General features: G+C 58.0%; 5 protein-coding genes and 1 pseudogene. 3 read left to right on the plus strand and 3 right to left on the minus strand.

The window, feature by feature from the left end; genetic code table 11:
* Nucleotides 1-239: 239 nt before the first annotated feature.
* From AC5RWA_RS21525 to AC5RWA_RS21535, 3 genes are all read right to left on the minus strand, one after another.
* Nucleotides 240-1,709, minus strand: a complete 1,470-nt coding sequence (locus tag AC5RWA_RS21525) for an aldehyde dehydrogenase family protein (RefSeq protein ID WP_494059004.1) — start codon at nucleotides 1,707-1,709, stop codon at nucleotides 240-242.
* Nucleotides 1,706-3,211 (minus strand): GMC family oxidoreductase, encoded by a 1,506-nt coding sequence (locus tag AC5RWA_RS21530; protein WP_494059005.1) that lies wholly within the window; start codon nucleotides 3,209-3,211, stop codon nucleotides 1,706-1,708. Before AC5RWA_RS21530 ends, AC5RWA_RS21525 begins: the two co-directional genes overlap by 4 nt.
* A gap of 245 nt (nucleotides 3,212-3,456) precedes the next feature.
* A complete protein-coding gene (locus tag AC5RWA_RS21535; RefSeq protein ID WP_494059006.1) occupies nucleotides 3,457-4,899 on the minus strand; it encodes an APC family permease in 1,443 nt (480 codons plus the stop codon).
* Nucleotides 4,900-5,508: 609 nt separating this feature from the next.
* Between AC5RWA_RS21535 and AC5RWA_RS21540 the strand changes: the two genes are divergently transcribed.
* The 3 genes and pseudogenes from AC5RWA_RS21540 (at nucleotide 5,509) to AC5RWA_RS21550 (ending at nucleotide 8,327) form a co-directional block, all read left to right on the plus strand.
* On the plus strand, nucleotides 5,509-6,543 hold the full coding sequence (locus AC5RWA_RS21540; RefSeq protein ID WP_494059007.1) for a DUF4192 domain-containing protein: 1,035 nt from the start codon (nucleotides 5,509-5,511) through the stop codon (nucleotides 6,541-6,543).
* 123 nt (nucleotides 6,544-6,666) lie between these two features.
* Nucleotides 6,667-7,049: pseudogene (locus AC5RWA_RS21545) on the plus strand (aldehyde dehydrogenase family protein); the annotation flags it as partial.
* 267 nt (nucleotides 7,050-7,316) lie between these two features.
* Nucleotides 7,317-8,327, plus strand: a complete 1,011-nt coding sequence (locus AC5RWA_RS21550; RefSeq protein WP_494059008.1) for an alcohol dehydrogenase catalytic domain-containing protein — start codon at nucleotides 7,317-7,319, stop codon at nucleotides 8,325-8,327.
* Nucleotides 8,328-8,602 lie beyond the last annotated feature (275 nt).

The raw sequence follows: 8,602 nt of genomic DNA on the forward strand, positions 1-8,602 counted from the left end.
TTCCAGGTTGAATGCTAGACACACTCATCCCAGCAGGGCCACGGGCCCCCTTGTCTTCAACGACACGAACTCAATTCCCCACCAACCACGAAGAGCCGGTGAACTGGTGATGACAATGAAGACCACGGCGCTTGCTCGGACCCGGGCCGCCAAAGACCTTTATTGAGCGAGCGGCGGGCCCGGAGTCGCGTCAAGGGAAGGACGGCCCGGGCCCGCGTCCGTGCCATCCTTCCTCGCGATTATCGGCTTGCAATCATCATTACGTGCTTTAGCTGGGAATATTCATCGATGGATTGTGCCGACAGGACCTTTCCGTAGCCGGATTGACCAAATCCCCCAAAGGGCATTTCGGGAACGGTTGTGTGATGGCCGTTCACCCAGATAGTTCCAAATCTTAGCGATGACATCAATTTCAGCGATCGGTCTAGATCCGAAGTCCATAAGCTGGCCGACAGGCCGTAGTCCACGTCATTCGCCCAACGAAGCATCTCCTTCTCGGAGGAAGACCGCTGGATTGTGACGACGGGCCCAAAGATTTCCTTCTGTACCAGTTCATGGTCCTGCCTGATATCTGCAACCACTGTGGGTTCCACGAAGAATCCCGGCCGCTGCATCCGAGCTCCTCCGCTCAGGATTGAAGCCGACGTCGCCTTTGCCCGCTCAAGGAACCCCAGCACGCGGTCCATTTGCCGTTCGGAGATCAGCGGTCCGATTTGGGAGGCCGGATCGAAAGGATCACCGACTCGCAGGTCGTGGACTTCTTCAAGATACTTGGAAAGAAACTCCTCATAAATCGCGTCATGCACGATAAGCCGGCACGGCGCTGTGCACACCTGACCCGCATTGATGAAGGCAGCCTGGGCCAGGTAAGAGGCCGCCCGACTTACGTCAGCGTCTTCAAATACCAGTACCGGCGCCTTGCCGCCCAGTTCCAGTTGCACGCGCTTCAAGGTGTTCGACGCTGCCGCAGCAATCTTTTTACCGGTCGAACCGTCACCTGTCAGCGATACCATCGCGATGTCTGGGTGCTCAACGATGGCTGCTCCGGTAGTTCCGTCGCCGAGCACAACATTGACCACACCTGGAGGAAACACGCTGTCGATTAGTTTGGTCAAAGCAATCGTCGTGTACGGGGTGTTTTCGGACGGTTTCAGAACAATGGTGTTTCCCGCAGCCAAGGCCGGAGCTACCTTCCAAAGAGCCTCAGTCAAGGGAAAATTCCAAGGCGTAATGAGACCAACTACGCCAATGGGCTCACGAAGCAGGACCGAGGTGGTGCCCCGCTCATAATGCCCGGCAGCCGAGGTGGCGTTGGCACGGAAAGCTCCGGCGTAAAACCTTATAACATCAACCAGTGGCGGAATCTCTTCCAACGTTTCTGAGAGTGGCCTCCCGACGTTTAGGCTTTCGAGGATGGCAAGATCCTGGTCGGAGGCTTGAATCAAGTCGGCCAGCTTGTGCAGGTATTCCCCTCGTTCCTTTGGTGTGGTCAGACTCCAGGCCTCCAAGGCACTCTTAGCTGACTGAACTGCACTGTCGACAGTTTCCCGAGAGGCGATAGGAGCCTTGCCGAGTTCTTGGCCGGTACTGGGATTCACCACGCGAAAAGTGGGACCGTCCTCCCTTTCCCACTGGCCGCCAATGTAGTGAGCGAGACTCACCCGTTGAGTAGCTTCCGGCGCCTCAGTCAGTAAGGACGGGAATGTCATGAGTAGTCCTCTTTGATGAGGTCGGCGGCTTTGGCTCCTACCATCACCACTGTCATGTTGGGATTGACGCGTACTAGTTCGGGGAAGACTGAGGCATCTGCCACCCTCAAACCTTCGACACCTCGTACCCTAAGCCGGGGATCAACAACTGCGTTTAGATCGTCGGCCGCACCCATCTTGCATGTGACGCTGGGATGGTAAACGGTGTTGGAGTATCGACGGGCATACGCACCCAACTCCTCGTCACTCTGCAGCTCAGGACCAGGCGCAACTTCCCGTACAACCCAGTCCTTCAGAGCGTCAGTATCAGCGATCTTACGTGCCAAGCGGATCCCTTCCACCAGAATTTTCTCGTCCCGGCCTTCGCTGTCGGTAAAGTACCTTGGATCAACAAGCGGCTTGTCTTTCGGGTCCGCAGAGGCCAGGCGGACGGTTCCCCTGCTGGCTGGACGGGCAGTGTTAAGGGCGAGGCAGAAAGATCGCGGCGGGCTCTTCAGCTCATCGAACGGTTCCGTGTGAAGCCAATACGTAAAGTGCCCGAAGGTTGCCTGGACGCTGAAATCACCCTCATCTAAGACGTCTCCATATACACCGAGGTCAAGGCCATTGATGCTTTCACCCGGGTCCTTGGAAGATTCCCAGATGACGGGTGTCTCAATGTGGTCGGACAGGTTGGAGCCTACCCCGGGCAGGTCTTGAACGACCCCAATCCCATGTTCCTTCAGGTGCTCTGCCGGGCCCAGGCCGGAAAGCATAAGCAGCTTTGGAGTGTCGATGGCACCAGCGGATACGATGACCTCGCGAGCGGCGTGGAAGACTCCCTGATCCGTCTCGATTCCAACGGCCCGGCCTCCTTCGATAATCACCCTGTGAGCTAAGGTCTCCAGCTGCAGATGCAGATTTTTAGGGAGGTCAGCCGTGGGAAATAGGTACGCGACAGCAGTGGAAACCCGGACACCATCATCCTCGTTTAGTGATACCCACGAAATTCCCTCACGGTAGTCGCCCTTAGTGTTGTCGATTGTCTCAAGGCCTGCTTCATTCGCGGCTGCCAGGAATGCATGGGAGAGTTCCGCCGTCCGGGTGACACCATGGACACGCATGTCCTTGAACACCTGATCAAAGTACGGGGCCACACCCTCGGCATCCCAGCCGTCCGCACCCAAGGCGCTCCACCGATTCATGTCTGTATCGGGTGCCCGCAGGGCCCACGCGTCATTGTGGGCGCTGCAACCCCCGAGCATCTTGGCTCGGCTCATGTGCATGAGCGAATTGCCGCGCTCTTGGGGCACGATCGGGTAGTCATAGTCATATTTGAGGTCTCCAACCAAGCCCAACGACTCCTTGAGCAGGAGGACCTTCGGATCATCCTCGTATGCGGGCCCACCCTCAATCAGGCAGACACTAACTGAAGGATCATCAGCAAGCCTCCGAGCGATAACAGCGCCGGCTGATCCGGCTCCCACGATGATGTAATCAAAAACGGGGACGTTGGCGTTCAAATGAGTACTGCCTTTCAATACGTAAATGGTCTGAGGTCCTACGGTGCATTTACCATGAGTGGCCTGCCAGACGGGGCTGCCCTGGTCAAACCGCCGGCTCTTGATCGCTGCTTGCTACCGAATTCGGCTTTCCGGTCACCGCTGCTCCAGTCCGGCGATGGTTCCTCAAGGTGCCCGAGGTGCTCCGGAACCTGAACTTCCGGGCCGAGAACATTGAATTCTCCTTCCCGATACAGGCCCGACGACTATTGGCGGCCGATCCGGGCGTAGACCTGGGGCTTGGTCCGCTTATACACAACCGCAAGCAGAATCCCCCCGAAGAATACGACGCCGAGGAAGACCATAAGTGCCGTTGAGAGTTCCTGCGACCCACCGGTCAGAGCGTTGAAGTTCGTGATAGCGAGGTAAGCGCAGATCCCGAGGCCGACTCCTGCCAGGCTCGGAGCAATCACACGCGGGAAGAATGAGAACTCGCCGCGGCCATTTCGATTCAGGTAGACGAGGATTGCGCCATCACAAATGAAGAGAATCACAATCAGCACCAGACTGGTCATGCCCAACATCGCCGCGTAGAACGCAACCGGATCTACGTTTGCAAGGATCGCCGGAATGTTGACCACCAGGCACGCAAGACTCGCCACAAGCGAAGCACGATAGGGAGACCCCTGCTTCGCGTGGACCATGCTCAGGTGCTTCGGCAGGATGCCATCAGCGCCAAGATTGAAGAGATAGCGGGAGACGATGTTATGCCCCGCGAGAATCACGGCGAAGGTGCTCGTGAAAACGAGAACCGAGGAAATATCCGATAGCAGTTTTCCGCCGAAGGCCAGGAAGGTCGCGTGCATTGTTCCAGTGGGGTCGGCGGCGGCTTGCTCAACAGCGTCATTCATTCCCGCGGCGTTGACAAATGCCCAAGAGGTGACTGCATACAAAATGGTCGCAGCGATAACGACCATGTACGTCGCAGCCGGCACCGTCCGAGACGGGTTTCGAACCTCCGAGCGGAACAGCGCTGTGATTTCGAACCCCCCGAACATGCCGATAGCGAAGAGCATCGCCATTGCCACGGACCCATTAACCCAGTTCTCTGGAATCAGCGGGTCGGCCGAAATAACTCCACTGGCCCCACCCTGCATAAACACTGCAATGTCATAGATGACGATGACGACCAGCTCAAGTCCGAGGAACACGGTGAGAAGTGTCGCCGACAGAGAGAACTTCAACAGACCCAGTACTGCTACTACGAGCCAAAGGATGCTTCCGTAGACATACCAGGGCAGTTCGGGCAGTCCAAAAGTGCCATGGAACAACTGATTTGATACGACACCGCCGAAGGCGAATGTGCCGGAATACGCTGCAAAGTAGCCGACAAGAGTCAGCAGTCCGGAGCCTAGGCCGAGCTTCTTTCCCAACCCAGCTGTGATGTAGGCGTAGAAGGCCCCCGGGGTCGGCAGGATCTTCGTCATCCGAGTGAACCCTAAGGCGAACAACCCGATGGTCAGGCCGGCCACGATGAAGGCGCCAGCAGCTCCGATCCCGTTTCCGTATCCCACGATGATCGGAATGGCTGCAAACACGATCACGAGCGGAGCATTCCAGGCCATCACCGTGAAGAACAGGTGAAATAGGCCAAGATTGCCTCTTAGCTCTGGTTGAGCGATTGTAGCCTCTTGCGTCACTGTGGCCATGAGGTCGTCCTCTCGAGTGGAAGTCAATGTGGTTCTTGTGGGTTGCAAGTCGGCTCCACGCTCAGGCCCTTCTTGGTCCACACCCTGCCAAAGCTATGCGGTCCGTGGCACGAGTCACATAGGCACTTCTACGACGTGATGGTAGAGCGCCCGTGAACTTTACAAGCTACGGCTGGTCGACCGGGACTTCAGCGGATAACAGCCAACGCTGCTTTCCGAAGTAGCACCGATTATTGAGCCCGCGGGGCGGCGGTCTGTCCAGGAACTACAGAACTGGTCTAGGCGCTGACTCCACGTCATGCCGTTTGTTTCCCTGACTTCAATGAACAAGCAAAAGTTCCATCGCTGCTTGTCATTCTGATATGCCCCCATGATCGCTGGGCGAGTCCTCCGCGCAACCAGGGCGCTACCGCGCCGACACCGAACCGAAAACTTCATCACCATAACAGCGCAGCAGTACCGCCACATGAAGTTTTCGTCCCGGCGCCGGTTCCCCAAGTTGCACTCCGGCCCCTCAGCCCAGCGGCTGGTCCCCTACCAGAACGACGCCCATAACCAACAACTGCAGAAACCACGGCAACACAAAGGGTGAAGGGAACCAAAAAGATCATGGAAAAGCTCACCATCACAACACCATCAGATGTCCTCAGCTTCATCGGCCACACCCTGGGCTTCTGGCCACAGGAAAGCCTGGTCTGCATCACCATGAACGACAACAGCATCGGCGCAACCCTCCGCATCGACCTCCCCCGCCAATCCGGCCAGGAACTCCCCTACGCACGCACCGTCGCCCACTACCTCACCAGCGACACCACCGCCACCTCCATCCTCTTCGCCGTCTACACCAGCGAAACCACCCGCCTAGGACAGGCCCGACCCTATGCCGACACCATCGCGGCTCTGACCGGGGTCCTCGCGGAACAGGGCATCACGATCCGGGACGGACTCTTCGTCGGAGACGAAACCTTCTCCCCCTACGACGGCGAACCCGGCACCAGCCTCGCCCTGCCCGTCAGCTCAACCCAGACCAGCGCAATCAACGCCGAATTCATCTACCGCGGCAGCTTCATCGAACCCACCGACCGCATCACCCTCCCAAGCGCCGGACAGGCAGGAGCCAAAGCGGCCGCCGTCGAACACCACATGGAAACCATCAGGACCCAAGCAACCGACACCGCGCTGCAGCACGGCCGGAAACTCTGGGCCAACATGCTCGACTCCAAAACCTTCCCAAGCGACGACGACTGCCACGCCCTCGTCGCAAACCTGCAATTCCCCACAATCCGCGACCGCATCATCGCAGACATCCCGGGAGTCGACGAACCCATGCAACAGATCCTGTTCGCCCAAACAGAACAACCGCCGAAGTGGTCACGCATCGAGTGGGCACAGCAACTGCTGTTGCATGCCTACACTCGGACCAGCGCCGAGCACGCAGCACCGGTCCTTACGGCGATCGGTTACATCAACTGGTGGGAAGGCAGAGGCAGCAAAGCACACCAATTCCTCCAACTCGCCCTCGACACCGACCCCGCCTACCGCCTAGCGCGCCTCGGCGACCAGATGATTGGCTCCGGCCTCGTTGCCGGATGGAACATGAACAAAGACACCGCCTACAAAACCCGGCCCTTCGACCTGCCTTGAGACACCGCCCACTGGGCGAATGCCAGCAGCGGTCATAATGCCAACCGTCAACGGCGCCCCGCTTCCCTTGGACAGCAGTGCACGGGCTCCTTCCAGGGGACACGTCGTATCGTTGAGATGAGTCTGCAAAAGAGCGTCGCGGACGAACTTTACTCAAGATGCGCGTGTTGCAAAAACATCGGTGTGCTCATTGGCGGGCAGTGGGTGGAGGCGTCCGACGGCGGCACGTTAGATCTGCGCGATCCCGCGACCGGGGAGGTGCTCGCCGCCCTCGCTTCCGCCACGAGTGAAGACGCCATTGCAGCGTTGCACGCGGCCAACGCGGTCGAGGCGTTCTGGGCGCAGACCGCGCCGCGGGTGCGGGCGGAGATCCTGCGCCGGGGCTTTGACCTTGTCACCGAGCGGGCCGAGGACTTCTCCCTGGTGATGACCCTGGAATGGGTAACCCGCTGGCCGTGGCCCGCGGCGAAGTCACCTTTGGTGCCGAGTTCCTGCGATGGTTCTCTTCATACCGTGGCTGAGTCAATAGCCCGGCCTCCTAATTCCCTATCTTTGGAGAAAATGCCCGTAATTTTTCCAGATCGATTCCGCACCGGCGGGTTCTATGCTTACAAAACTGGTCACCATCTCAGCAGAGACCTGCGGTCGACGATCGTTGTCACTGTCTTGCGATAGATACAGGAGCATTCATGACCGACAGGCTACGATCCAGGATTCTCCACGGAGGGTTGATCGGTTCACACGGAGGCGCGTTCTAGATGATCTCCGAAACGATGCAGGCTTATCGGCTCCACACTGCCGGAGCAAGTAGCGTCCTTAAGATCGAGCAGGTTCCTACGCCGACCCCGAGCCCCGGTCAGGCCCTGGTCAAAATTAGTGCGTCCGGGGTCTGCAGACAAGATGTCATGCAACGCTCCGGAACCGTTTATCGTCCAAACGGGCGAATTTTGGGGCATGAAATCGCCGGCACCGTGGCCGCAATCGGCCCCGGTGTTACAACGATTTCACTTGGGGACAGGGTCGCATCGACACAACGTCAGTCATGCCACCGCTGCAGGAATTGTCTGGGCGGGAACGAAGTTCTATGTGCCGACGGCAAGCTCCTCGGAGAAGGCCTGGACGGTGGTTACGCCCAGTACGCAGTCATCGACGAGCTAAGTTTGGCCAAGGTCCCCGATGGTGTGAATGACGAAGCGGCGGCAATAGCAGCTTGCGCAATTGGCACCGGTTACCACGCGTTGAAGTTGGCTGGTGTTACTGCAGGCGACCGTGTTCTGGTCTCAGGTGCCAGCGGTGGAGTAGGAATACACGCTTTGCAGATTGCCCGTTCCATGGGCGCAGAAGTTATTGCCGCTACCTCGAGTGCTCGAAAGCTTGAACGCCTGAAGCCCTACTCCGATCATGTAGTACTAGCCAGTCACGGGAAGTTTGCGGATGAAGTACGTGCGCGAAACATCCAGCCATCAGTAATCCTTGATTTGACCGCCCATTTCACTTTGCCCGACAGCCTCCGGGCAGTTGCTCGCGGAGGGACTGTTGTTGTTGTAGGCAACCTGCAAAACGGGACTGTGGAGATACTGCCGGGCGCTTTCATCATGCGGGAGATCCGACTGATTGGCTCCAAGGCGTGTACGCGTACGGAACTTCAGGACGTACTTCAACTTCTGCGCCGCGGGCTCGTGCACCCCAAAATCCACGCTTCCGTACCACTGAAAGAGGCCGCGCAGGCACACGACCTGGTGGAAACGGGAACAGCCGAAGGGCGCATAATCCTACTACCCTAGGTCCGACGAGCTGGAATGCATTGTCTTGAATTGAAGTTGGGCGGAACCGAATTATTCTTCAGGACTTAGAAGGCTACTGGCGTTGGCCAGAAGATTGTGACAGGGCCTGCCCCTGCTCCAGGGTGAGTTGCCTGAGGGACAGGGAGAACTTACGGAGATCCGTCACAGAACCTATGTCGGCTCTTCACGGTTTATGGGGAAATGGATCCCTGGGATGAGCGTCATGCCGCCGTCCGGACGGCACTTCTCAAGAGAATAACTGATTTGTAGTTGGC

It is taken from the genome of Arthrobacter sp. 210 2 (assembly GCF_059093025.1).

Coding starts and splice junctions, on each gene's coding strand:
- AC5RWA_RS21535 (WP_494059006.1), bottom strand. CDS start 4,899: ATGGCCACAGTGACGCAAGAGGCTACAATCGCTCAACCAGAGCTAAGA.
- AC5RWA_RS21540 (WP_494059007.1), top strand. CDS start 5,509: ATGGAAAAGCTCACCATCACAACACCATCAGATGTCCTCAGCTTCATC.
- AC5RWA_RS21550 (WP_494059008.1), top strand. CDS start 7,317: ATGCAGGCTTATCGGCTCCACACTGCCGGAGCAAGTAGCGTCCTTAAG.
- AC5RWA_RS21525 (WP_494059004.1), bottom strand. CDS start 1,709: ATGACATTCCCGTCCTTACTGACTGAGGCGCCGGAAGCTACTCAACGG.